This window comes from Stenotrophomonas sp. SbOxS2, from assembly GCF_013416715.1.
GTDB lineage: Bacteria > Pseudomonadota > Gammaproteobacteria > Xanthomonadales > Xanthomonadaceae > Stenotrophomonas > Stenotrophomonas lactitubi.
On sequence record NZ_JAAVXD010000007.1, the window covers coordinates 903,853 to 927,761 of the forward strand.

28 protein-coding genes are annotated in these 23,909 nt (G+C 63.9%); 14 read left to right on the top strand and 14 right to left on the bottom strand.

The features are described from left to right. The 10 genes from HFK18_RS18775 to HFK18_RS18820 form a co-directional block, all read right to left on the bottom strand. On the bottom strand, window positions 1–309 hold the full coding sequence (locus HFK18_RS18775; RefSeq protein ID WP_025878714.1) for a VirB3 family type IV secretion system protein: 309 nt from the start codon (window positions 307–309) through the stop codon (window positions 1–3). Then, a complete protein-coding gene (locus tag HFK18_RS18780) occupies window positions 302–706 on the bottom strand; it encodes a TrbC/VirB2 family protein (protein ID WP_180167409.1) in 405 nt (134 codons plus the stop codon). Before HFK18_RS18780 ends, HFK18_RS18775 begins: the two co-directional genes overlap by 8 nt. 73 nt (window positions 707–779) lie before the next feature. Next, window positions 780–1,751, bottom strand: a complete 972-nt coding sequence (locus HFK18_RS18785; protein ID WP_180167410.1) for a lytic transglycosylase domain-containing protein — start codon at window positions 1,749–1,751, stop codon at window positions 780–782. Between the two features lie 3 nt (window positions 1,752–1,754). Beyond that, window positions 1,755–2,798, bottom strand: a complete 1,044-nt coding sequence (virB11, locus tag HFK18_RS18790; protein WP_180167411.1) for a P-type DNA transfer ATPase VirB11 — start codon at window positions 2,796–2,798, stop codon at window positions 1,755–1,757. An 11-nt stretch (window positions 2,799–2,809) separates the two neighbouring features. Next, window positions 2,810–4,081, bottom strand: a complete 1,272-nt coding sequence (locus HFK18_RS18795; RefSeq protein WP_180167412.1) for a TrbI/VirB10 family protein — start codon at window positions 4,079–4,081, stop codon at window positions 2,810–2,812. Then, complete coding sequence (locus tag HFK18_RS18800) at window positions 4,078–4,857, bottom strand: TrbG/VirB9 family P-type conjugative transfer protein (protein ID WP_180167413.1); 780 nt, start codon at window positions 4,855–4,857, stop codon at window positions 4,078–4,080. The genes HFK18_RS18795 and HFK18_RS18800 overlap by 4 nt, the downstream gene beginning before the upstream one ends. Further along, window positions 4,854–5,912 (bottom strand): type IV secretion system protein, encoded by a 1,059-nt coding sequence (locus HFK18_RS18805; RefSeq protein WP_180167414.1) that lies wholly within the window; start codon window positions 5,910–5,912, stop codon window positions 4,854–4,856. The genes HFK18_RS18800 and HFK18_RS18805 overlap by 4 nt, the downstream gene beginning before the upstream one ends. An 89-nt stretch (window positions 5,913–6,001) precedes the next feature. After that, a complete protein-coding gene (locus tag HFK18_RS18810) occupies window positions 6,002–6,448 on the bottom strand; it encodes a hypothetical protein (RefSeq protein ID WP_180167415.1) in 447 nt (148 codons plus the stop codon). Between the two features lie 416 nt (window positions 6,449–6,864). Continuing rightward, on the bottom strand, window positions 6,865–8,544 hold the full coding sequence (locus tag HFK18_RS18815; protein ID WP_180167416.1) for a type IV secretory system conjugative DNA transfer family protein: 1,680 nt from the start codon (window positions 8,542–8,544) through the stop codon (window positions 6,865–6,867). Window positions 8,545–8,581: 37 nt separating this feature from the next. Next, window positions 8,582–8,839, bottom strand: coding sequence for a hypothetical protein (locus tag HFK18_RS18820; protein WP_099820666.1), 258 nt, complete (start codon window positions 8,837–8,839; stop codon window positions 8,582–8,584). 122 nt (window positions 8,840–8,961) lie between these two features. Between HFK18_RS18820 and HFK18_RS18825 the strand changes: the two genes are divergently transcribed. From HFK18_RS18825 to HFK18_RS18845, 5 genes are all read left to right on the top strand, one after another. Continuing rightward, complete coding sequence (locus HFK18_RS18825; RefSeq protein WP_180167417.1) at window positions 8,962–9,414, top strand: phosphohydrolase; 453 nt, start codon at window positions 8,962–8,964, stop codon at window positions 9,412–9,414. Window positions 9,415–9,491: 77 nt separating this feature from the next. Continuing rightward, window positions 9,492–10,703 carry an MFS transporter gene (locus HFK18_RS18830; protein WP_180167418.1) on the top strand — a complete coding sequence of 404 codons (1,212 nt, stop codon included), beginning with the start codon at window positions 9,492–9,494 and terminating at the stop codon, window positions 10,701–10,703. Window positions 10,704–10,793: 90 nt separating this feature from the next. Beyond that, the gene (locus HFK18_RS18835) at window positions 10,794–11,267 is read left to right on the top strand and encodes a hypothetical protein (protein ID WP_180167419.1); all 474 of its coding nucleotides are present in this window, start codon (window positions 10,794–10,796) and stop codon (window positions 11,265–11,267) included. 112 nt (window positions 11,268–11,379) lie between these two features. After that, the gene (locus HFK18_RS18840) at window positions 11,380–11,649 is read left to right on the top strand and encodes a hypothetical protein (RefSeq protein WP_180167420.1); all 270 of its coding nucleotides are present in this window, start codon (window positions 11,380–11,382) and stop codon (window positions 11,647–11,649) included. A 128-nt stretch (window positions 11,650–11,777) separates the two neighbouring features. Next, a complete protein-coding gene (locus HFK18_RS18845) occupies window positions 11,778–12,026 on the top strand; it encodes a hypothetical protein (RefSeq protein ID WP_180167421.1) in 249 nt (82 codons plus the stop codon). A gap of 38 nt (window positions 12,027–12,064) precedes the next feature. Here HFK18_RS18845 and HFK18_RS18850 read toward each other — a convergent pair whose 3' ends face one another. Then, on the bottom strand, window positions 12,065–13,600 hold the full coding sequence (locus tag HFK18_RS18850; RefSeq protein ID WP_180167422.1) for an FAD-dependent monooxygenase: 1,536 nt from the start codon (window positions 13,598–13,600) through the stop codon (window positions 12,065–12,067). A gap of 82 nt (window positions 13,601–13,682) precedes the next feature. Here HFK18_RS18850 and HFK18_RS18855 point away from each other — a divergent pair, with 82 nt between their 5' ends. Beyond that, window positions 13,683–14,387: a TetR/AcrR family transcriptional regulator gene (locus tag HFK18_RS18855; protein WP_180167423.1), complete on the top strand. Its 705-nt coding sequence runs from the start codon at window positions 13,683–13,685 to the stop codon at window positions 14,385–14,387. A gap of 11 nt (window positions 14,388–14,398) precedes the next feature. On the opposite strand, the gene HFK18_RS18860 is transcribed toward HFK18_RS18855, so the two are convergent. Both HFK18_RS18860 and HFK18_RS18865 read right to left on the bottom strand, forming a co-directional pair. Beyond that, on the bottom strand, window positions 14,399–14,977 hold the full coding sequence (locus tag HFK18_RS18860; protein WP_240196638.1) for a hypothetical protein: 579 nt from the start codon (window positions 14,975–14,977) through the stop codon (window positions 14,399–14,401). 49 nt (window positions 14,978–15,026) lie between these two features. Continuing rightward, window positions 15,027–15,308 carry a hypothetical protein gene (locus HFK18_RS18865; RefSeq protein WP_033831436.1) on the bottom strand — a complete coding sequence of 94 codons (282 nt, stop codon included), beginning with the start codon at window positions 15,306–15,308 and terminating at the stop codon, window positions 15,027–15,029. Between the two features lie 210 nt (window positions 15,309–15,518). Here HFK18_RS18865 and HFK18_RS18870 point away from each other — a divergent pair, with 210 nt between their 5' ends. From HFK18_RS18870 to HFK18_RS18905, 8 genes are all read left to right on the top strand, one after another. Next, window positions 15,519–16,193 (top strand): response regulator transcription factor, encoded by a 675-nt coding sequence (locus HFK18_RS18870; RefSeq protein WP_180167424.1) that lies wholly within the window; start codon window positions 15,519–15,521, stop codon window positions 16,191–16,193. Continuing rightward, window positions 16,193–17,542, top strand: a complete 1,350-nt coding sequence (locus HFK18_RS18875; protein ID WP_180167425.1) for a HAMP domain-containing sensor histidine kinase — start codon at window positions 16,193–16,195, stop codon at window positions 17,540–17,542. Before HFK18_RS18870 ends, HFK18_RS18875 begins: the two co-directional genes overlap by 1 nt. 71 nt (window positions 17,543–17,613) lie before the next feature. Continuing rightward, window positions 17,614–17,790 (top strand): hypothetical protein, encoded by a 177-nt coding sequence (locus HFK18_RS18880; RefSeq protein ID WP_180167426.1) that lies wholly within the window; start codon window positions 17,614–17,616, stop codon window positions 17,788–17,790. 4 nt (window positions 17,791–17,794) lie between these two features. Beyond that, on the top strand, window positions 17,795–18,286 hold the full coding sequence (locus tag HFK18_RS18885; protein ID WP_240196639.1) for a hypothetical protein: 492 nt from the start codon (window positions 17,795–17,797) through the stop codon (window positions 18,284–18,286). Window positions 18,287–18,422: 136 nt separating this feature from the next. Then, window positions 18,423–19,613, top strand: a complete 1,191-nt coding sequence (locus HFK18_RS18890; RefSeq protein ID WP_180167427.1) for an efflux RND transporter periplasmic adaptor subunit — start codon at window positions 18,423–18,425, stop codon at window positions 19,611–19,613. Continuing rightward, on the top strand, window positions 19,610–21,574 hold the full coding sequence (locus tag HFK18_RS18895) for a MacB family efflux pump subunit (protein ID WP_180167428.1): 1,965 nt from the start codon (window positions 19,610–19,612) through the stop codon (window positions 21,572–21,574). Before HFK18_RS18890 ends, HFK18_RS18895 begins: the two co-directional genes overlap by 4 nt. Window positions 21,575–21,664: 90 nt before the next feature. Beyond that, window positions 21,665–22,063, top strand: coding sequence for a hypothetical protein (locus HFK18_RS18900; RefSeq protein WP_180167429.1), 399 nt, complete (start codon window positions 21,665–21,667; stop codon window positions 22,061–22,063). A gap of 33 nt (window positions 22,064–22,096) precedes the next feature. Next, window positions 22,097–22,474 carry an EF-hand domain-containing protein gene (locus HFK18_RS18905; protein WP_180167480.1) on the top strand — a complete coding sequence of 126 codons (378 nt, stop codon included), beginning with the start codon at window positions 22,097–22,099 and terminating at the stop codon, window positions 22,472–22,474. 48 nt (window positions 22,475–22,522) lie between these two features. Here the strand turns inward: HFK18_RS18905 and HFK18_RS18910 are convergent, their stop codons facing one another. Then, the gene (locus tag HFK18_RS18910; protein WP_180167430.1) at window positions 22,523–23,848 is read right to left on the bottom strand and encodes an XVIPCD domain-containing protein; all 1,326 of its coding nucleotides are present in this window, start codon (window positions 23,846–23,848) and stop codon (window positions 22,523–22,525) included. Window positions 23,849–23,909 lie beyond the last annotated feature (61 nt).

Genomic DNA, 23,909 nt, shown 5'->3' on the forward strand with positions numbered 1-23,909 from the left:
TCAATCCGTGCGGGCGGCCTTCTTCCGGTAGTGGTTCGGGCTGAACACCCACATTCCATCGTGGTCCTGCAGGTTGCGCGCCTTGAACTTGAAGAGTAGACGCAGGCCCAGCAGGCGGAAAATCAGCTCATCCCGCTTGGCCATCTGTCGCATGATGAAAATCGCGACTGGAATGGCGAGCAGGAACCAGAAGTTGGTGTAGACGCTCAACAGCAGCAACCCACCTGCCACCATGAAGAATGGCAGGTAGGGAACGCCCAGAAACATGGCAGGGCGAGTGCAGCCGCGGAACAGGACGTTCTTATGCACTGTAGTACTGCAGCACGTTGTTGATGACGGCAGCCGAGCTGCCCGAGCAGTTGCCATCACTGCCTTCACCCAGCAGCATCCGGGCGATCTGGCCGGCAGCACCGATCAGCACGCCACCGATGAGGATCGGCGCGACATCGGCGATGCGCTTGTGGGCGAAGGCGATCTGGTAGCCAGCGAAGATCACGGCAATCGTCACCACGGCGATCGAGGCGATGTTCAGCAGGCCATTGATGTTATTGAAGAAGCCGCAGACCTTTTCGTCGGTGCCGCCGAAGTCGGTGGAGCCGGAAGCAAACACCTGCGGAGCGAATACTGCACCAGCAAAAACGGTGGCCATCAGCAGGGTCTTCAGCGTGCGCTGAGCCTGGACGAGATCGAGATTGGATCGCTTCATGGATTGATTTCCTTGTTGATGGACTAACACAACTGAATCGACCAGCCGGGGGACTGGCCGCACCACGACTTCGTCAGAACACGAAGGCCGCATCCCCTGCGGGAATCTGTTGCACTGGCATCTGTTGCGCCGGCGCGTTGTACATGTTGCCGGACACTGCGGCGGGCGCGCCCTGCGCGCCCCATGGCTGCAGCATGACCGGACTTTCGCCACCGCCGGCGGTCGCGCCGGGCAGCTGCTGCGGCATCATCGGCGGTTGGCCCGCCTGTGCTGCAGCGGTCTGCTGCGGGTAGGCCTGCTGCTGCGGGTAGCCGTTCTCCGGCTGCGCCTGCGGCTGCATCATGCGGTCAACCGAGCCGAGCACAACCCGCGACAGCGCCTGGTCGGCGAGGTTGACCAGACTGCCGCGCGCCATCGCCCCAGTGGACGGATAGACGGTGTAAGCACGCGCCGGATCATTGGAGGGCACATAGACTGGGCCATTGGCCTGGGCAACGATGCGCGCCTGCGCTGGCGAGGCCAACTGCGGATGATGCTCCACCTTGACGCTACGACGTTCGCCACGGCCAACCACGTCGATGGGTAGCGCGCCATTGCTGGCCACCTGCTGCCCACGGCGCATCGAATCAAAGATCTTCTGCACGTAGCCGTGGCGGAAGCCCGTTTCAAAGTTGCCTGAGTAGTAGCAACTGAAGGACTTGCCCCAGTCCTTGCCCGAACGCTTGTAGCACTCTGCAAGAATGCGCGAACCGGCCTGCAGGTTCGGACACTGCTGGAACGCCTTCTCATAGGAGTCCAGACCATACTTGCCAAGATTGTAGCGATTGACCTGGGCCAGCCCGATGGAGAAGTTGTAGCCCTTCTCCTCGAGCATGCGCACGGTGGCCAAGGCCTCATCCAGCGCCTTGGGCTGGCGTACCAGCGCCCCACCAACCACACCGATGGCGTAAGGATTACGAGACGATTCAACGTTGATGACGTGCTGCATCACGTCCATCGAGACGGCCATCTCCGGGCACGCCATCATTTCCAATCCTGGCAACATTGCTCAAGCCTCCTGCCCCTGGGCGCGCCCAGGATTGAAATCGATGCCGGTGATGTAGCGGGCACCAGCATGCGCCTTGATATGCACGACGATATCGATGGTCATCATCAACAGACGCTTGATGACGTTGAATTCCAGACCTGAGCCCTCGGTTGACGCTTTCACCATCAGCGCCAACTGGTCCCACGTCTGCTCCGGGCTGCCGGCGTGGCAGCTGGTGATCGAACCGGGGTGACCCGAGGCGCAGTTGCGGATGAAGTAGAACGCTTCATCGCCACGCAGCTCGGCCAGGATGATGCGCTCGGGCTTCATGCGCAGACAGGCTTCCATGCAGCTCTTGGCCGTGACGTTGCTGGCGCTCTGCCCGCCTTTCGAGTACAGCAGGTGCACCACATTGGGCTGGGTCAGGAACAGCTCGCGCGCGTCCTCGATCGTGACCAGACGCTCGCTGTCCGGAATGTGGTTGACCAGCGCCTTCATGAAGGTGGTCTTGCCGCTACCGGTCGCGCCAGAGACGACGATGTTCTTGCGATACATCACCGCGCGACGGAAAAACTCGGCGTACTCGCGGGAATGGCGCAGTTCCAGCAGCTCGCGGTCCTGCTCACTGACGCTGCCATCCTGCTCGAGAATCTGGTTGAAGAAACCATCCTCGTGGTACTGCGCAAGCGATTTGGTGTGCTTTGACGGCAAACGAATGGTGATCGAAACCTTGCCGGCATCACATGCCGGCGGGATCACGAACTGCGCGCGCTGCCCGGTTGGGAAGGTGAGCGACACCACCGGATCGGCATCGGTGATGCGCTGGCCCGTGTTGCTCTCGTTGACAACCGCGGTGCAGAACTGCCGCGCCCGCTCGAACGTCAGACTCGGCACGTCCATGCGCTGCCACCCTGACCGCGTCTCCAGGTACAGCTCACCCGGACGGTTGATGCAGATTTCCGTCACTTCGGGCGAATTCATGTACTCGGCGATGCCCAGCACTTCATACTGATAGCGCAGGAAATCGCTGGAGACGAGGGCGAGGGGTGACACTTCGGCGTCCATGGTCGTATGGGTTACCTGCGCGGGTTCAACACATTGGCGAAGTCGACGTCCTTGGCGACGTAGACATTCACGATCGTGCCTTGGTTGATCGTTACGGTCGGCTGACGACGACCTTCGCTGAGAGCCTCATTGGCCAGTCGCTCCATGGTGCGCGCCGTGGCACTTTCATACGGCGAGCGGACAGCAAACCCATTGCTTGCGACGGTCGTCGACTCCGGACCGTGCTCTGCAGCGGCGTATTTGAAGGCGTCGGCAATCAGGCTGATCATCAACGCCGAGGCGATGCGACTGCCCCAATGTGCGCTGTACTGGCCCGGATGACCTGCACCGCCAAGCTGGTCGACGCCGGGGCTGGACATGGCCACGTCGATGCCATTGGGGGTGGTGATGCGATCCCAGATGACTTCCACGCGCTTGCCATTCGGGCCACCGCCATATGCGCCATAGATCTTCGACCCCTTCGGCAGCAGCAGGTTGCGTCCATTGATCGAATAGACCGGCTCGGTCACCAGGCAGGAGGTATAGCCCGCGATGTCGGTGATGATGCGGGTTTCCAGCACGCACCGCAGGTAAGTACCACGAACCAGCAACGCATCAGGGCTGCGGATGAATGCGGCATTGGAGACGTCTTCAACATCCGGGCCGCGGCGCACTTTCTGCTGTTGCTGGGCCTGCGGGTTTGCCGCCTGCATTGCAGCAATCATTGCCTGACTGTAGTCGGCACCCTGCCCCGGCGGCTTGCCGGAAGCATCGCCTGAGCTAAATCCGGCACTGCTGCCGATACGACGATCCAGCAGCGACGGCCCGCGGGGTTCATCGCTCTGCCGCAAGCGCGCACGGTCTGCATCCTGCAGACTGACCATCGGAATATCCGGCTGCGGCGCAGGAGGCAGCATCGGAATGGGATCGGCAGGTGCAACGGGCGCCGGTGCATTCGCCGTCGGCCCAACCGTTGGCAGATCCGGTGTGGACACGCGGGATTCCTGGCGGTTGCCTGGCGTGGCGTTCTTGTCGTCCTGCCCCTTGCGGAACAGCAGGAAACCCATGGCGACGAGCAGCACCACAATGCCACCAAGGAACATAAGTGCCTTGCGGTTCAGGCGCTGCTCTTCGGCGGAGCGCAACTGCGGTGCAGCGGCATCGAGGTTGGGCGCAGCTTCTGCCTGCTGAGCACCGAAGTAAGGGTTGGTCGGCGTTTCGGCCGGACCCTGCCCACCATAGGGGCCATGCCCTTCGTCGCGTCCGTTGTTGGGATCGTTTCCGGGAGTGTTCTGCTGGCTCATTTCTTCACGTTCCTTCGCAGACCAACGACATAGTCGCCGTGGCGGATGACCAGGTACGGGTAGGTCCCGTGGACGATCAAGGTGTTGCCTTCTACAGTGGTGTTGACGACGAAGTCCTCGCCGTATTCCTTTTCACGGCCGAACACGGCCGGGAAGATGCCGGTTTTGTATTCAGGTGAATTCGGCAGCTTCAGGTACGTGAAACGACCGTCGTCGTAGGCGTTGACCGGAATCAGCCACCCCATCTTCTTCGCCTTGCTGGTCGAATAGGAGTAGTTGAAGTTGTACTGTCGATCCTTGGCCAACTCGGTACTCAACAGCGGTTGCGCCTCTTCCTCCACGGCTTCCTGAGCAACACCGAACACGGTGTCGTTGGGATAGCTGAAGGCGATCTTGTACTGCACGCCGGCACGACGGGCCTGCTCAAGCTGACGCCAGTCTGTCGCTACGACCTTCAATTCGAAGATGTAGGAATGAGTCTCGGTGCGAACCATCATGTTGGTGTCGACGTCGACGTTCTTCGGCTTGATGTAGAACACATTCTCGCGCCGGGTCAACTCCCACCCATTACTGAAACCGGTGCTGTAGTCGAGGATCTTTTCGCTCGGGCTCAGCTCGATCTGGGTGGTGAGACCCAGGCCGGTGCGAACCGGATAGATGCGATCCTTCTCATACTCGTAATGGTCTACCGCCTGCGCCATTGCCGCGTTGGAGAAAACCAGCGACAACAACGACAGCAGCGCCAATGCGCTCCCCCTGACTTTTCGACTACTCATCGGTTGCTTGCTCCATCAGCATTTCCGGTGGACTGATTCTGCACTGGCCTCATGGCCGGTTGACCGGGCACGGTCTGCCCTGGCGCTGCTTGCCCCTGCGTAGGCTGCTGCATGGGCTGGCCCTGCATTGGCTGCCCCTGCATGGGCTGGCCAGGCATCGGCGGGGTGATCTGTACATCGCCTGGCACCGCCAGTGGCTGTCCCGTTGCCGGATCGATCATGGTCGCCGCTGCCGGGTTGTTAGGGTCATACACGCCCTGTTGTGCCTGCGCGGCCTGCTGTTCGGCCTGCTGCTGCAACTGCGCATCATCCGGACCCGGCACGCCGCGCGAGTAATCATTGTCGCGGCGATACTCAAAGACCTGCATGCCCAACGGATTCAGAATGCGCTGCTGTTCGTTCAGCGCAAGATTCGAGTCATAACGGAACCGCAACGTGATCAACTGATTGTCCAGGTAGGACGTCGTCGCCTTGTTCTTGTCATAGACGCTGCGCTGGATTCGCACCGAGGCCCCGCGGAAACCACCGTTAACCTGGGCCTCCAACGGTGTAATGCTGAGAATCTTCACCCGGATGGCACGATCCTTGCCATACAGGGTCACCGGGCTCTGTGGGTTGTTCGGGGAATAGAAGGCACGGATGGCGGCGCTGGTGCGCGTGTCGGACATGACGTGCACCAGTGCCCAGTCACGCAGGCCCATGACAGCGAAATCGTAGGATTCGCGTGCCATGACGTACTGGGCTACGTTGCTGCGATTGATCGCATCGCTCGCGGTGATCGACTGCCCTTCAAAATTGCCGGTCAGGCGCGCAACCGTCGCCGTGCCCGTATAGGCATCAGCCATCACCAGGAAAGGCACTTTCTCCTTCAGTGGCAGCATGTAGTAGTAGCCACCGGCCAGCGCCAGCGACATCAGCAACGAACCGGTGGCGACCCACCAGGCACGACGCTCGCTGCGCCGGGCCATGTCGGCCACGGTGATCTCGTAGCTGACCGCCTTGGCGACCGACTGCTCGACCTTGGGACTGTTGCCTGCATCCTTCTTGCGGAACATGGGTTCTTCCGTACTGCTGAAACATCAATGGGCGCGACGCCCCTGCGCCAGGCGCGGGGTGCGGCACGTTCGATGATTTCGACGCGGTCTCAGCTGCCGCTGCTGGCTTGAGGATCCTGGGCCGACGCGGTTGGCGTCGATCCAGCGCTCTGCACGACGATCTGGTTGCCGACGATGGAGACGGAAACGCCCTGCGCCGCATAGGCCGCCGTGAGATCGATCACGGCCTGCTGTGCGTTGGTGGTATCGATCTCCGACACCGCGCCATACAGGGTGAAATCCGAACTGAGGCGATAGTCCAGCGTGCGACCGGAATCCTTGGCCCAGCGCTCGAGCATGGCCTTCAGCGTGCGATCCATCGGCGACGCCTGATAGACATAGCTGGAGTACAGCGGAATCTCGGTCGGAGCCGTCGCAAAACGGTTGACCGGCTTCCAGCGCCCTCCGAAGTCGGGTGCGGGCTTGGTAGCACAACCTGCCACCATCAACGCCGCCACTGCGGCGATGGACATTTTTGCAATAAACGCCTGATTCATACGGGCTTCACTTTGACGTACGAAAAAGCAGTCCCGATGTTGGTCCCTTGGTCGTCCGGCACTGCGCGATGCACGCCGGAAACGTAACGAATGCACTGCTTAACAGCACATGGGCACGGTTCCCCTGCAGCTCGAAAGCTGCCAACCAAGTCGCGTGAAGCAACCTCATCCGAGGCCCCTCTCACGCACCCTCACCAACGTCGGAACCATCCCTGTTCCCATGGCTGAAACTCCTGGCCACTCTGAAAGCATGACGAATCACACAGATTCGCAAGCCACGCATAGAGTCGCACAACTACGCGTCAATTCGATGTCAGACAAATCTGAATTTTGACCAACGTATGGCGCTTCTTTGACGCGCTTCACTAATTCACTTCCATGAATGCGTACATCCGTCACACTTTCAAGTCTGCAACTTAGACATCAAGCATCGGCACGTCAACCTTTGGCAGTAGTCGTGACGTGAAATAGCGGTCCTTGTAATAGCGAATCTTGTCGCATTTGACCGGATGCGGAATGCCTTCGTACAGGAAGACCTCCTTGTCCGGCCCCATCGCCTTGAGCTCCTGCGGCAGCATCAGCGCGCGGCGCTCCTCGGTGAAGCTGTGGGTCTTTTCGCGCGCGTGGGTGACGTTCTTCTTGCGGATGGTGGTGTAGCCCAGCATGTCCGAATAGTCATTGGCGTCCTGCTGTTCGCGCGGGGCGTACAGGATCTGCAGCGCATGGTTGGTGATGATCGTGCGCGAGACTTCACGGCCATAGGTGGCATCAAGCTGCGACATGCTCTGGATGATCGGCAGCAGGCGCACGTTGTAACCGGCCATGTAGGACACCGCCGAGGCGATGATTTCGACCTTGCCGATCGAGGTGAATTCGTCCATCAACAACAGGCACTGGTACTTCAGGTCCGGATTGGACTTGGGTAGTTCCTTGGTATTGAGGTTGATCAGCTGGCTGAAGAACAGGTTGATGATCAACCGGCTTTCGGCCAGCTTGTTGGGCTGGATGCCGATGTAGATGGTCATCTTCTTCTTGCGCACGTCGGTGAGCAGGAAGTCGTTGGTGCTGGTGGCCTTGTCCAGCACCGGGTTGATCCAGGGATTCAACGGTTCCTTGAAGGTGCCCAGGATCGAGGCGAAGGTCTCGTCGGCCTGGGACAGCATGTTGGCGAACGCCGAGCGCGCGTTGCTGCTCAGGAATGGACGCTCGGACAGGCTCTTCAGGAACTTCTTCAGGTCGCTGCCATCACCGGAGGACAGGCGGTAGACCGCGCCCAGGGTCGGCGTGCCCTGCCCGCCCGGGAAGCCGCTGCTGCGCTCGTCATCCCAGTTCTCGAACAGATACAGGGTGAAGGCAATGAAGGCATTGCGCGCCTGGCTGATCCAGAACTTCTGGTCTTCCGAACCGTCGGGATAGAGCATCGCACCGATGCTCATCAGGTCCGACACCCGGAACGCCGGGTCATCGGAGACGTAGCTGAGCGGGTTCCAGCGATGGGTACGGCGATCTTCGGCGAACGGGTTGAACAGGTAGATCTCCTGGCCCTGGCTGGCGCGCCAACCACTGGTCAAGTCGAAGTTCTCCTGTTTGATGTCCAGCACCACCAGTGATTCGCCGTACTCCAGCAGGTTCGGGATGACCACGCCGACGCCCTTGCCGGAACGGGTCGGGGCGGCCAGGATCACGAACTGCTGACCGTCCAGCCGCACCAGCTTGCCGCCATGGCTGCCGACCACGATGCTCTGCCCGCTCTTCTTGAACATGCCATGCTTGGCCAGATCGGCGCTGGTGGCAAAGCGCGCGTCACCGTGCAGTGAGCGTTTGTCCTTCTTCAGCAGCACGACCAGGCCGACGATGGCCAGCACCAGCAGCGGCAGACCAAAGCCGAGGTAACCGGCCCATTTGATCTTGCCCACGAACGGGGCAACCTGCGGCTGGCCGATGGCGTGGAAATACTGGTAATAGGTATTCCAGGTGAGCAGCTTGGTATCCAGACCAAGCAGCAGCAGCGTCAGGTAACCGGAAAGCACGAACCCGAGCAGCAGGGTCGCCAGCGTGATGATGGCGATGAGCAGATACTTCTTACTGGACAACACCCGAATCCTCCATGATGCGCCCCATGGGCGCGACGGCTTAGCGGCGGCGTCGCTGCGACGCCTTCTTCCGCAGGTTGACTTCATTCTCCAGCCCGGGCTCCACGCCCTCTTCCCGCACCAGTTCCTCAAGGTACCGGCGCGCATCGGCCAACGACATCAGGTCGGTCAGACGCTCCCCATCGTCGACGATGACCGCATGGCCGACCACATCGCCGGGAGCGTACACCGGCTCGTGGGTCACCGCTACCAGACGGAAGCGGCCGCGTAGTTCCAGCTGATGGGTGTATTCCTGCATGTCTCATCTCCCTGATGGAATCCAGATGCCATTCCTGCAGCGTCCGATGATGCCTGCACGGCCGTGGTGGCGGCATGCACACGACCCGTACGACAATACACGCTCGGGACGGAGAGATCGCGATGGACTGGGTGGCACGCGCACGCACGCTGGCAATGGAGGCCCATGCCGGCCAGGTCGACAAGGCAGGACAGCCCTACACCGGTCACGTCGGCCGGGTGGCTGCTGCCGTGCGTGGCGATGATGACGCCGAGGTGGTGGCCTGGCTGCATGATGTAGTCGAGGACTGCCCTGCCTTCGCTGAGCAGGTAAAGGCCTTCCCAGACCCGTTGCAGCACGCGGTGCGGTTGCTCAGCAGGACGTCTGCGGCGGATGCAGCCACGTACTACGCGCGGATAGCGGCTGATCCGCTGGCGCTGAAGGTCAAACTGGCCGATATCGCCGACAACGCGGATGAAACGCGCTTGGCATCATTGGATGCCGCCACCGCCGAGCGCCTGCGCGACAAATACCGACAGGCGCTGGCGGCGCTTGGCCAGCAGGCAGCGCGGGCAGCACCACCCATCGAACACTGATTTACCCCCAGCCCGGCTGATGCCTGTTGCGGTGCAGCAGTACAATGTGGCGCTTCCCCGCCCCTTTGCGCCCCCGCATGAGCCCCAATTCCCCCCTGGCCGCTCGGCTGACGCCGCGCCAGCGCACCCTGATCATCCTCGCCCTGTCATTGGGCGGCTTCGCCATCGGCACCAGTGAATTCGCCAGCATGGGCCTGATGCTGGAGATCAGCCGTGGCCTGTCGATCAGCGAAACACAGGTCGGCCACCTGATCAGCGCTTACGCCATCGGCGTGGTGGTGGGTGCACCGATCCTGGCCTTCGTCGGCGCCAGCTTCCCGCGCCGCAAGCTGCTGCTGGCGCTGATGGGGTTCTACGCCGTCGGCAATCTGGCCAGCGCGTTGGCACCGAACTACGGGACGATGCTGGTGGCGCGCTTCGTCGCTGGCCTGCCGCATGGCGCCTACTTCGGCGTGGCGATGCTGGTGGCGGCCGCAATCAGCCCGGCCGGCCAGCGCGGGCAAGCAATGTCGCGCGTGCTGCTCGGCCTGTCCGTGGCGATCCTGATCGGCAATCCGCTGACCACCTGGCTGGGCCAGCAGCTGAGCTGGCGCACCGCCTTCGCCCTGGTCAGCGTGCTGGCCATCGCCACGGTGGCGATGATCGCGCGCTTCCTGCTGCCCGACCCCGATGAGGTGCGGACCTCGCCGATGCGCGAACTGCGCGCGTTCAACACCACCCAGGTGTGGCTGGCGCTGTCGATCGGCGCGGTGGGCTTTGCCGGCATGTTCTGCGTGTTCACCTATCTGGCACCGACTCTGGTGCAGGTGACCGGCGTGGCCGAATCGTGGATGCCGCTGGCGGTGGGCGTGTTCGGCATCGGCGCGATCATCGGCAACATCGCCGGTGGCTGGCTGGTCGACAAGTTCCACTTCAAGGCAGCCGCCGTGGTGCTGCTGTGGTCGATCGTGATGCTGCTGCTGTACCCGCTGGCCGCTGAGTCGGTGTGGACCATCGGCCCGATGATCATCACCGTGGGTACGATGGGCGCCCTCGCTGCGGTGCTGCAGACCCGCCTGATGGACGTGGCCGGCGAAGCGCAGACCCTGGCCGCCGCCTCCAACCATGCGGCGTTCAACACCGCCAATGCGCTCGGCCCGTGGCTGGGCGGCATGGCGATCAGTGCAGGCCTCAGCCCGGCCACCACCGGTTACGTGGGTGCGGCGACTGCGGTCGGCGGCCTGCTGCTGTGGTGCGTGTCGGTGATGCTGGAGAAGAACCGCAAGGCCGCTGTTGCCGGCAGCCGCTGAAGGCCCAGCTTCTCATCGCCTCGGTGATGCCCCACCATCTGCGCAGATCGGCCGCAACCGGCGGCCGAGGGTCTTGCTCAAGGATGCTCCGTGGCAGTCACTCCCCATAGACGCGAGAAGCTGCTCGACGACCTGCTTTCGCTGGGCCGCAACTGGGCCCTGGCCATCGCCATCGCCGGTGCCGGCGCGGCGGTGCACTACAGCGAATCGGTCTACGAGGCTGGGCTCTGGCGCGGGCTGCTGCCAACGCTGTGTTTCCTCGTCAGCGTGGTCTGGATCGTGCTGAGCATCATCCGCTTCGACCTGACGCTGCAGCAGCACGTCGAACGCAGGCGCTCACGATGGCTCAGCCGCCTGCTGTATGTGGTGCTGCTGGGTGCTGGCATCACGGCGGTGTTCTTCGTGATGGAGCTGGCCGGGAACAACCATATCGCCAAGATGTGCGACTCGGTGGCAAACGAACCTGGCAGCCGCATCCATCGCTCTGAGGAGTGCCAGCGGCTGTTCAAGCACCGCGCCGAGTACCGGCGTCGCCTGGAAGCGGCGGACGGCGAGTTCGACTGAGGCGACCACGCTGCGCGTGCGGTAACCACAGTGCAGGCTGACGAACACGCGGCGTAGATCCGCCTTGCTGCAGAGTTGCGCACGCCAGCTCCCCACGCGCGACACAACCCTCATGCACCGCCAGATTTCCCCCACCTGCCACGATGCGATTGCCCTGCGGGCCGGCGCGCTGGGCAGTGTGCTGGGCGTGGCGCTGTTCAAGGCCTTTGCGTTGTCCACCGCAGCGGCCGGCTCGATGATGACGGTCGGGCTGTGGCTGCTGGGATGTGTGCTGCTGGCGGCCTGGGCGCTGGCGGCCTGCCTGACCTGCCTGGCCCTGAGTCGGCGCGTGTTCGTGTTGATGCTCGCGCTGTCGACGGTGTTCCTGATCTGCATTGCCTGAGCGGCAGCCGGCAGCTTCCGAGTATTCCCACAATTGTTATTCAATAACAAGTGCTGCCAGTCGGCTTGCGCGTGCGTCGGGTCACGGATTGAATTCGATGGCCAGATCGGCCCCTTTCCGAGACCCTCATGCACCTCCTGCAGCCCCTGTTCCGCTCCGCCCTCGGTGTTCTCGCACTCGCGTCGATCAGCGCCTGTGCCACCTATGATGATTCGGCCATGCATGCCGCCTGCCAGGAGTCGCCGCATGTGAAGGACCTGCCGCCGGAGGTTGCCGCCCGCGAAAGCCGATGCAGCAAGAGCGTTGAGGTGTGGTCGAGCGAGCGTAAAGGCAGCGACCAGCCGCTGGACCTGAGCGGGAAGAAGAAGGACCTCTGAAAGAGGGCGGCGCAGCCCTGTGCGGACTGCGCCGGAACTCACGCAATCGCTTCCCTGCCAACGGGGCACCCCCATTGCCGTACGGCCTGCGCCAGTCCTGCCGCATCGGCACCATCACTGGCCCAGGCGACAATGCCATCCGGACGAACCAGCAGCGCGGACAGGCCCAGCGAATCCACAGCCGGCTGCGCGAAGGACAAGATGCGGGCTCGTTCGACATCAACCGCCGCGGACAACGAGGCAGCAGCATCGAACACCAGCAGCACCGCCTGCCCTGCCCGCAGCAGCTCTCCCATGCGACGACCATCGGCCAGCAGGAAATCCGGTGTGCTGCGGCCGACCAGCGGATGGGCCTGACCCAGATCCAGCTGCTGGCCCACGCCCCACACGCGCTCGGCAAGATACGTGGCGCCATCACGTGTTTCTGCCAGATCGGCCACGATCGCAGCCAATGCGCGTGAGCCCGCGCCCGGGCGCATCAGTGCGACCTGCGCGCGCGACCACTCCAGCACTCGCGCGCCGATCGGATGGCGTTCGGCCTGATAGGTATCCAACAGCGCTTCATCTGCGTCGCCGCGCACGACGGCGGCGAGCTTCCAGCCCAGATTCATCGCATCCCCCAGGCCCAGGTTCAGCCCCTGCCCGCCCAGCGGTGAATGCACATGCGCGGCATCGCCGGCCAACAGCACGCGGCCACGACGATAGGCGGTGGCCTGCCGTGCGCCATCGGTCCAGGTGGTGGCCAGCTGCAGTGTGGTGATCGTTGCGTCGCGGCCGGAGATACGCCGCAGCAGCGCCTGTGCCGTATCGCGGTCGAGTGGCTGGCGATGGCCGGCGCCGCCGTCGAAATCAGCCAGGGCGATGGTGCCCGGCGGATTGAAATTGCACATACCCTGCGCGGTGGTGTGACGCCCCGGGATGAGTACCGTCGGATCTTCCAGCTCAACGCTGAGCGAGTGGCCGGTGAACTCCGGATCGGTGCCGGCGAAGGCAAAGCCGCACTGCTTGCGCACGGTGCTGCGGCCACCATCGCAGCCGACCAGCCAGCGCCCGCGGAAGGATTGCCCGCCCGCCTCGACCTGGGCCTCGTCGGAACCCAACCGCACTTCCTGCACGCCCGCACCACGCAGTATCACCACGCCCAGCGCCTGCGCGCGCTCGGCCAGTACGGTCTCCAGCGCCTGCAGTTCCACCGCCATCTGCGTGCCGACCGGGCTGGGCAGCCGCCAGGGCCAGCGATCGCTGTCGACGTTGTCCAGCGCGAACGGGATACCCGCGAAGTGCCCGCCCAGCCTGCGCGGCTGCGACAACCAATGCGCGGTGCCCGGCGGCGGCGGGCCCTTCTCCGGTTTCAGCACCTGGCCGGCAGCCACGGCGTCCAGCAGACCGCGCCGGTCGAGCGCCTCCAGTGTGGGGGCATTCAATCCACGCAGGCCGAACGGCAGGCGCTTCAGCGGCGACTCCGGCGAGGCCGCCTGCTCCAGCACCAGCACCGAGCATCCCGCTTGGCCCAGTTCGCAGGCCAGCAACAGCCCAACCGGACCAGCCCCGGCAATGACGACGTCGTACAGCATTGGAAATCCTCGTGAGCACCGGGTCGGCGCTCTGGCGGCGACAATGTTACACTCGGTGCACGTTTCCACAAGTGAACCGCCCATGATCCCGCCACCCGGCCGTCGCGAGCAGCGCAAAGCCGAGACCCGACAGGCGATTTCCGACGTCGCCACCCGGCTGATCATCGAGCGCGGCTTCGAGGCGGTGTCGATGAGCGAGATCGCCGACGCCGCCGGGGTGTCGCGCAAGACGGTGTTCAACTACTTCGCCAGCAAGGAACAGCTGGTGTTCGACCGCGATGAGGAAGCGCGCCAGCTGCTGCGCGAAGGCATGGCTGCGCGCGCATCCATGACGCCGCTGGTCGCCTTCCAGACGCTGGTGCGGGAACTGCTGGACACCGGCCACCCATTGCTGCGGATCAATGCCGGTGCAGCGTCGTTCTGGAAAACCGTGGCCCAGAGCGCGGTATTGGTGGCCCATGCGCGGCAGCTGCAGGCGCTGCTGACCGATGACCTGGCACAGTTGATGGCTGAGTCTGCGGGGCGACCCGTCGAGGATGCCGACGCGCGACTGGGTGCATCGATGCTGATGGCGTCGATGGTGACCGCCTACGAACAGGGACTGCGCGTGCTGTCCTGCGGCGGCGATCCGCGGCAGGCGATGGTGCCGCTGATCGTGCGCGGCGCGACAGGAACGCTGGTGGCATTGGCCGGCACACCGTATACCGACCCGGCGCAGCGCCTGCCCAGCGCTCTGCTGATCGGGGCGCTGGACGAGGCCCCGGCAACTACAGCCCGGGGCCCTTGATGGCAGGCGTTTTACTGGACGTTGATCACCACATCGTCCGGGGCCAGGAAATTGCCGCTATTGCTGCGTGATGCCGAGATCACGTAGGTCCCGGGTGCAGTGATCGTGCCATTGCAATGCCGTACGGGCGTGGTGTTGCCACCATCCAGATTGCCGCTGGTCTCGCACAGCATCTTGCCGTTGGCGAACACGTAGAAATTGCTGGTGCCATCCACCCTCCCGCCACCGGTGATGTAGATTTCCGACGGCGATCCGGCTACGCGTGGCAACGTTCCAACTTCGAACCGTGCCTTCACCGGGTGTGGCAACAAGCTGGGACAGGTCATCACGAAACCGTCCCGCGAAAAGCAGACTTCAGCATGGGCTACTGCGGGAGCGGCCATCAGGGCCACGAGCAATACAGACGTTCTGAACTCCATTCCAGCGTCTCCAGATGATCCCAGCGGAATCGCTGGGACCACCGTGGTAGCGATGATGGTGTTACAGGGGCATGAAGCAAAAGCAAAGCGCGGCGCTGCCGGCGGATGGTCGCGCCGCTGAAAGCCCCTGATAGCGAGCATCTGCAGGAAAATGATGCGTCGCGCACCCATGCGTGCAGGATGTCCACGCATCCCTGCCAGATGCTCGGCGCGGCGATCGTCAGCCGGAGCAGGACACCAGCATCGAGCGCGTGGCCATCTGCGTGGAGGTGAAGCCGTTCTTGTTGCCCACCGCAATGGCGTTGCCCTCGTCGCCATCCTTGCTGAAGACCACGTAGCCACCGGGGCACATCTGCCCGGCTTTCTCGTAGCAACCGCTCCAGGAACTGGAGCCGCTGCAGTCGATGGAAACGCCACGGCGGCCGTCGGGAGTGACCGTCATCTTGGCGGTGGTGCAGCCGGTCAGCGTGGCGAGGAACAGCAGCGGAACGAACAACTTCATGGTGACTCCAGGGATGGGAACTGCGAAGGGCGCCAAGGCTGGAGCGCCTGGATTGCGTGAACCTTGCGCCGCACCCTCGGTTTCATCGCGCCCCGCCATGGCCTTCCGGCAGATGCGGAGGCACGCCATGTTCACGCAATGTTCCTGTAATACGGTGCCGGCGCGTGCCGAACCGCCCTTCTACGGCCCCCTCCTGCCCAAGCCCTGCTGATGCACATCCTGTTGATCGAAGACGAAGCCGAACTGGCCGCCACCCTCAAGTCTGCCCTGCAGCGCGAGCGCTACGTGGTGGACCTGGCCAATACCCTGGCACTCGCCCGGGAGGCAGCCCTGTGCGGCCTGCACGATCTGGTGCTGCTGGACCGCACCCTGCCCGATGGCGATGGCCTGGCGTTGATTTCCCTGCTGCGTGAGCGCAATCCCGGGGTGCCAATCATCGTGCTGAGCGCGCTGGGCCAGCTGCCGGACCGGATTGCCGGCCTGGATGAAGGCGCCGATGACTACCTGGCCAAACCCTTCGCGCTGGAGGAACTGTTCGCACGGATCCGTGCTGCGGGCCGTCGCCCAAGCGGATTGCAGGTGGAGTTCATCAGCATCGGCCGATTGGTGTTCGACCCCGCCTCGGGCGAGGCAAGTGTGGGCGGCCAGCGGCTGGAGTTGCCGCGTCGCGAGATCCGGGTGCTGGCCGCCCTCGCACGGCGCCTGGGCCGCACCGTCTTGCGCGAATCCATCGAGATGGCGGTGTATGGCTTCGACGACGGCATCCATTCCAACACGCTGGATTCGCATGTCTCGCGCCTGCGCCGCAAGCTGGCTGATGCCGATGCTGGGGTGGAGATCCACGCCATTCGCGGGGTGGGCTATCTGATGCGGGAAAGCAAGTGATGGCCCGTCGCCCGTCGTTGAAGCGCCCGCTGATCGTCAAGACGCTGATCTACCAGTTGCTGGCCCTGCTGGTGGCGTTCTTCGCCCTGCTGATGGTGCTGGTTCGTGCCGACAGCGGTGGCTACTACACCATCCAGACCTTCGCACCGGTGGCCGCCGAGGCAGTGCACCGCGACCGCAATGGTGAACTGTACGTGCAGCACACGCCGGAGCTGGCCGAACTGCTGAAGATCGTCCCCGGTGCGTGGTTCATCGCCGAGGACGAGCATGGGCACCACGTCACCTTCGGCCATGTGCCACCGGCCTATGCCTCGCTGGTCGGCGCCCTCGATGGCATCCCCTATGGCGACCTGCGCGGGCGTGATCGCAGCGATGGGCTGGCGGTGGTGGTACGCCAGCACAGTGGGCCGGCCGGCAAGCTGACCATCATGGCCCATGGCGAAACCGATTCGCTGACCATGCAGATGGCGTTGGCCGCACACATCATCACCCTGCCGATCTTCCTGCTGCTGGGCCTGGCCACCATCATCCTGACCCCGATCATCGTGCGGCGGGCACTGGCCGGTGTCGAACGCATCGCGCAGGAAGCCCGCAATATTTCGGCCAGCCGCCGCGGCATCCGCCTGACCGAGACCGCCGTGCCGGTGGAGATCGCGCCGCTGGTCACCGCCGTCAACGATGCATTGGGCCGGTTGGATGAAGGACACGAGCGGCAACGCCGTTTCATCGCCGCAGCGGCGCATGAGCTCCGCACGCCGATTGCGATCCTGCGGGTGAAGATCGATGCCGCTGATGATTCGACTTCGCGCAGCCTGGCCGTGGAAGTCGCGCGTCTGGCGACGCTGGCCGAGCAGCTGCTGGACCTGCATCGCATGGAAGAGGACGGCCCGAAGGAAACCCTCAACCTGGCCCGGGTGGCCAAACGGGTGGCGGCCGATCTGGCGCCGCTGCTGATCCAGTCGGACAAGACCGTGGCAGTGGCGGTGGAGCCACACTTCCCGGTGCTGGGCGAAGCCGGCGCGGTCGAGCGGGTGATCTCCAACCTGGTACTGAATGCCGCCGAGCATGGTGGCCGCCATATCATCGTGCGGGTGCAGGGCAGCTGCCTGGAAGTGGAAGACGATGGCCCCGGCATCCCGGTCGACCAGCGCGAACGCGTGTTCGAGCCGTTCCAGCGGCTGCGTCCCCGCCAGACCGGCGCGGGCCTGGGACTGAACCTGGTGCGGCAGGTGATCGACCGTCACGGCGGCCACGTCACGATTCTGGATGCCGCCGGTGGTGGCGCGCTGATCCGCGTCGAGTTTCCTCTGCATCCGGGTGTTGCCTCAGCGCCAGCGGCAGAGCACTGAAGGCGTCCACACATCCGTGACTGCCGCCTGTCCATGCGCAGCAGGCAGCGGCGCAGGGCAAGGTTGCGGCAATGTTCGCTGCGCAGCATCGGGCCGATGACATCTTTGATGCCATCGCGTTCCATCCTGACAGGAAGCCTGCACGTGACCGAAGGAGTTCCTCCACCCTCCTCTTCTGCCCGATTCCGCGCGACGCCGGCTACATCCGGTTTGACCGCAGCTGTCTGGAATCGGCGTTCGCGCGCTGATCGAATGCGCGCGTTGCCGCATTGGCCTCGCTGGTTGCGCGTGATACCCGCAACGAATCGCCCGGACGCGCTGATGCGTGTTTTTGCCGTGCTGTTCCTGCTGCTGCCGGGCGGTGCGCTGGTGATCTCGACGCAACGCCATGCCCATGCAGCCATGGCCAGCGCCGTGCTGTTCTTCGTCGTCGCGCATGCCGCGCTGCATGCGCTGTCTGCATGGCGATCAACCACATCGCGGCTGCTCCCCGTACCTCTGCGCTACATCGACAGGCACGCGGCCTGGACGATGCTGGGCAGCGCGTGGGTACCCTTGGCGATACAAGGCGTGCACACGCAGCCGATCAGCATGCTCGCTGTCGCAGGGCTGGTAATCGGCGGGCTATGTCAGCTTTGCAGCGTACGCGTGACAGCCGACCGCCTGCGCAACGTGCTGCTGGTGGTGGGTAGCGCGTTGCAGTTCATCGCAGTAGCGCTTCTCAGCAGCATGGCCGTGGGCTGACAACCACGGCAGCACCGCAAGGTTCACGCAACCCATTGCATCGAGACTCGACGGCCATCCACGCGCGGCACCCGGCGCGTGAGTCTCTCCTGCCGCGAGGACCACCAATGACTTGCCCCTTCTGGATGCTGTGCGAATGAGCACCGCGCCGCGCAAACACCGCCGACCGCTGATCATCGCTGGCGCCGTACTGTGCACTGCCATTGCCGCGTGGCTCTGGCTGCGACCCGCTCCGCCGCCACCGCTGCAGCTCGCGCCCGTGGTGCGTGGGAACATCGAAAAGGTGGTGGAGGCCACCGGCACCCTGAAGCCATCGCGACTGGTGAGCGTGGGCGCGCAGGTCTCCGGTCGTATCGAAACACTGCACGTAAAGCTGGGCGACAAGGTGAAGGCAGGCGATCCGATTGCTGACATCGATTCGCGTACCCAACGCAATGCACTGCTGAGTGCGCAGGCAGCACAGCGCACCGCACGCGCCAACCGCGATGCATTGGCCACCGATCTGCGCCAGTACGAACTGACCCTGCAGCGGCAGCAGAAACTGCTGGCATCACAGCTGGTGGCACGTGCCGACTTCGATGCTGCAAAGGCCAAGGTGGACGCGACCCGCGAACAGATCACCGCGCTGGACGGTGAGATCGTGCAGCGGCAGACCGAGGTGGACATCGCGCAGACCAACCTGGAGTACACCCGCATCACCGCCCCCACGGACGGCACAGTGCTGGCGGTCGTCGCCCGTCAGGGGCAGACGGTGAATGCGGTGCAGAGCGCACCGACCATCGTCATGCTGGGCAACCAGGACGTGATGACCGTCTATGCCGAGATCTCCGAGGCCGATGTTGTGCACACCACGGTCGGCCAGGAGGCCTTCTTCACCATCCTGGGCGATGCGGGCCGCCGCTACAGCAGCACCCTGCGCGACATCGCGCCAGCGCCCGAATCGATCACCAACGAAGATACGTCCAGCCTCGCGTCACCCGCACTATCCGCTGGCAGCCGTACGGCCATGTACTACAACGGCCAATTCGACGTGGACAACACCGACGGCCGCCTGCGCAGCTACATGACCGCGCAGGTACGCATCGTACTCGGCCGTGCCCACAACGTGCTGACCATCCCTTCCGCTGCCTTGGGTGCGCGAGCTGGTGACGGCAGCTACACCGTGCAGGTGCGTGGCGCAGACGGGCATGCCGTGGCGCGGCATATCACCATCGGACTGGATGACCAGATCCAGGTGGAAGTGCGCAGCGGCTTGATGGAAGGCGAGCAGGTGGTGCTGGCGCAGGCCAGCGACGAAGCCGCCACCGCGCCCACGCAGCCCCGATGAACGCAGCCATGAGCGAGCCACTGCTGAGCGTGCGTGGGGTGCGCCGTGAATTCGCCGCCGGTGAACAGACCCTGGTGGTGCTGGACGGTGTGGACCTGGACATCCGCGCCGGTGAACTGGTGGCCATCGTCGGCCAGTCGGGCTCGGGCAAGTCCACGCTGATGAACATACTCGGCTGCCTTGATCGGCCCTCTGCGGGCACGTACCAGATTGCCGGCAGGGAAACCGCGCAGATGTCGCCCGACGAGCTGGCCGAGCTCCGCCGCGAACACTTCGGCTTCATCTTCCAGCGCTACCACCTGCTGACCGACCTGACCGCGTTGAGCAATGTGGAAGTGCCAGCGATCTACGCCGGTATGCCCGCCGCTGAGCGCCACGCACGGGCGGCCGAACTGCTGGCGCGGCTTGGCCTGGGTGAACGCATGCAGCATCTGCCCGGCGAGCTGTCGGGTGGCCAGCAGCAGCGCGTGTCGATTGCCCGCGCACTGATGAATGGTGGTGCGGTGATCTTTGCTGACGAACCCACCGGCGCGCTGGATACACAGTCGGGCAAGGAAGTGATGAAGATCCTCGGCGAACTGCATGCCGAAGGCCACACGGTGGTGCTGGTGACCCACGACATGGCCGTGGCCGAGCACGCCCAGCGCATCATCGAGATCCGCGATGGGCGGATTGTCGATGATCGTGCCACGGCTACCGCGTCGGCAACGGCCGTGGCGCCAACCACCTTGCCGCAGCCCAATGATGGTGGCGGATGGCAGGCTGTGCGCGATCGCTTCGCCGAAGCCTTCCGCATGGCCTTGCGCGCCATGAACGCACATCGCATGCGCACCTTCCTGACCATGCTCGGCATCATCATCGGCATCGCCTCGGTGGTGTCGGTGGTCGCGCTGGGTACGGGCGCGCGCCAGGCCATCCTGTCCAACATCTCCTCACTGGGCACCAGCACCATCGAGATCTATCCCGGCTCCGGCTTTGGCGATCTGCACGCGGCGCGGGTGGAGACCCTCACTCCTGGCGACAGCGTGGCCTTGGCCGGGCAACCGTTCGTGGACAGTGCCACTCCTGGCGTGGCCACCACGGGCACCGCCCTGCGCGGCAACCGTTCGGCCAGCGTGCAGGTACAGGGCGTCAGCGAGCAGTACTTCCGCGTACATGGATTGAAGCTGGGGGAAGGCGCCTTCTTTGGCGCACCGGGTGTGGTTGGCTACCAGCAGGTGGCGATCATCGATGCCAACACGCGTGCGCGCTTCTTCGCCGCAGCCGAGAACCCCATCGGGCAGACCCTGCTGCTGGGCAACGTGCCGGTGCGCGTGGTGGGTGTGGTGAAGAAGGACGCTGGCGCGGCCGGCGATGCCTCGCTGCTACGGGTGTGGATGCCCTACACCACGACCATGGCGCGGATGCTCGGCCAGAGCCATGTGTCCAGCATAACCGTGCGCGTATCCGATGCGATCAGCATGGAAGCGGCCGAGCAGGCCATTGCGCGCTTGCTGACGCGCCGCCATGGCAGCACCGACTTCTACATGAGCAACAACGCACAGATCCGCCAGTCGATCGAACAGACCACCGGCATCCTCACCATGATGATCAGCTCCATTGCCGCCATCGCGCTGGTGGTGGGCGGTATCGGGGTGATGAACATCATGCTGGTATCGGTGACCGAGCGCACCCGCGAGATCGGCGTGCGCATGGCCGTGGGCGCGCGTCGCAGCGACATCCTGCAGCAGTTCCTGATCGAGTCGGTGCTGGTGTGCCTGCTCGGCGGCATGCTGGGCATTGCTGTGGCCTTGCTGCTGGGCGCGGTGCTGGCACTGGCCGACGTAGGCTTCAGCCTGGTGTTCTCGGCGGGCTCGATCATTGCGGCATTCGCGTGCTCCAGCCTGATCGGTATCGGATTCGGCTTCCTTCCTGCACGTCGCGCGGCGCAGCTGGACCCGGTGGAAGCGCTGGTCCGGTAGTCGTGGCAATTGCCTGCGATGACGGCAGGTTCGCGCAATGTCTGCGGTGTGTACTGCAGCTACCGACGATGTCCGCACAGGAGCTGGACGATGTTTCTGAAAACAGGAAGAACTGCGCTGCTGCTGGCAGCAGCCGCACAACTGCTGGTGCTGATCCCGTATTCCGGCGATGCCCATGCGCAGCGTGGCGACCGCTACAACCCACAGTGGAACCAGGACTATCGCGACCGCGAACGCGATGACTGGCAGCGCCGGGAGCGCGAGCGGGAACGCGACCGCGAACGTGAGCGCCGGCACGACGCCAAGACCACAGGTGTGGTGGTGGGCGTAGTAGGTGCCGCCGTGGTGGCTGGCGTGATCGCGGCGGCGGCAAAGCGCGAACGCGAGACCCGTGAGCGCGCCGACTACTGCATGAACCGCTACGGCAACTATGACCGCCGCACTGACAGCTATCGCGACCGCGATGGCTACACCTACCCCTGCCGCTGATCTCCCCTCATTGAAGGATTACACGCAATGCGTATGAACAAGACCGCCCTGCTGATTGCGCTGTGCGCCATGCCGCTGATTACACAGGCCACGCCCGCCGACCCGAAACAGGCCTATATCGATTCCACGTTCACCGCGATGGACAGCAACAAGGACGGTCGCGTCGACAAGGCCGAATTCAGCGCTTATCAGCAGGCGCGCTTCAGCAAGCAGGCAGACTCGATCGATGCCGCATTCGCTGCGATGGACAAGAACAAGGACGGGAAGATCAGCAAGGAAGAAGCGACCGTGGTGCCGGAGATCGCGAAGTACTTCACGGGACTGGATACAGACGGCGATGGCTATCTGTCGCTGAAGGAAATGCAGCAGGCGATGGTGGCTGCGCAGACGGCGGATGCGCCGGGCAAGTGACTACTGCTGGGGCAATGGGAACGCCCCACTGCCCCGCCCTGCTGCGCACTACGCCATGCGCATCTGCGGATGCTCGCGCACCTGGTTGTCCAGTTCCTGCTGCTGGCGTTGCGCCACAGCCTGCTGCCGTTCCGCGCTGGCCAGCTCCAGTCGCTGCAACGACTGCTCCACCGGCGTCTGCACCGCCACATCGGTGGGCATGGAAGCCCTCAGGTGCGCCGGGTCGTTGATATCACCCTGCACCACGAACACGTTGCGGCCCGCAGGGTTGTCCGCCGTCTGCGCGCTGAGCAGCACATGGTCGGCACGGTCCAGGTTGTTCTGACGGGCAAGGGCCATCACGCTGGCGGTCAGTCGCTCACTGCTTTCATCCGGCGTCCGGCCTGCTTTTGCGTCGATGCCGGCGACATGCCCGCTGACCTGCTGCAACAGGCCGTAATCGACGTGGCCCGGTCCGATATCTGCCAGACGCGTCGCGCCGCGCTGGAGGTCGGGCACGCCGTCAACCGATGCAGTGAGCGGGCTGCGTGTGATGGTTCGGTACGGATCTTCCGGGTGGAACTGGGTGGCCTTCTGCTGCCGCTCCAGGCGGACTTCACGCGCGTCGTTGAGTTCAGCGATGCGGCCAGGATCAGTGATCTCGCGCAGCGAACTGTGGCCGCCGCCGGAGGTGACACTGGCCCACTTGCCGTCCTTTTCAAAGTACAGCGCGTAGTCGTTGAAGCCGCCGATGACGTTGGGATCGACCGAAGAGCGGCCGCCCAGTGCCTGGGTTACTTCATGGAACGCCAGCGTGCCGATGTACTGGCTTCCCTTGCTCAACCCCATCTGGGTGAACGCATCGCGGCTGGTACTTCCCACCCGCGGAAGCCCTACGCCATCGTTGTCGAGCATGTTGGTCCAGATCTGCTCCAGCTTCTGCGGGCCACTCTTTTCCAGAGCGGCCTGGAGGAGCACGCGGGGTGTCCAGCAGTTGGGATCGAAGTGATGCTGATCGAACGCACGGTCGTGCGCGGTCATCACATCCTTGCCGGGCAGGTTCAAGGCAAGTTCCGGGCGCTGCTGCTGCGACCAGTACTGCCGCAGCACGAGGTCCTGCTTGAGCAGACTCTGTCCGAAGGCTTCCCATTGCCGTTCACTCAACACCGCATTGGGGAAGCGTGAACCATCGTCGTGCTGCGTTCGCGCATGTTCCTGTGCGTAGCTGTTTGCCACCCGCCCAGGCAGGCTGTCGTTGCGCACAACGCCCAACGCCAGTGTTCCATACCCGTCTGTACCGGGAAGTTGCGAGAGATAGTTCCAGTAGAGCTCCCGAATGCCCGAATCCGCATAGGCAGTGAGGATCCTGATGTCCTTCTGGGTCAGTCCACCCATGACTGCGGTGGTCTAATCAACTTGGACACTCGATAGGATCATTTTCGAGCATCGAGGTAGA